The sequence below is a fragment of the Staphylococcus pettenkoferi genome (genome assembly GCF_002902685.1).
Taxonomy (GTDB): domain Bacteria; phylum Bacillota; class Bacilli; order Staphylococcales; family Staphylococcaceae; genus Staphylococcus; species Staphylococcus pettenkoferi.
The window spans coordinates 1-347 of the sequence record NZ_PPRN01000032.1 but is presented as its reverse complement, the minus strand read 5'-3'; the positions used below and the strand labels follow the sequence as shown (position 1 = coordinate 347).

General features: G+C 34.9%; 1 pseudogene. It reads left to right on the top strand.

Annotated elements, in window-relative coordinates:
* A pseudogene (locus tag CD126_RS06405) lies at positions 1-289 on the top strand (IS6-like element IS257 family transposase); the annotation flags it as partial.
* Positions 290-347 lie beyond the last annotated feature (58 nt).

Here is a 347-nt window from a genome sequence, read left to right as displayed (position 1 = left end):
GGTAATTACAGATCAGGCACCTTCAACGAAGGTAGCAATGGCTAAAGTAATTAAAGCTTTTAAACTTAAACCTGACTGTCATTGTACATCGAAATATCTGAATAACCTCATTGAGCAAGATCACCGTCATATTAAAGTAAGAAAGACAAGGTATCAAAGTATCAATACAGCAAAGAATACTTTAAAAGGTATTGAATGTATTTACGCTCTATATAAAAAGAACCGCAGGTCTCTTCAGATCTACGGATTTTCGCCATGCCACGAAATTAGTATCATGCTAGCAAGTTAAGCGAACACTGACATGATAAATTAGTGGTTAGCTATATTTTTTACTTTGCAACAGAACC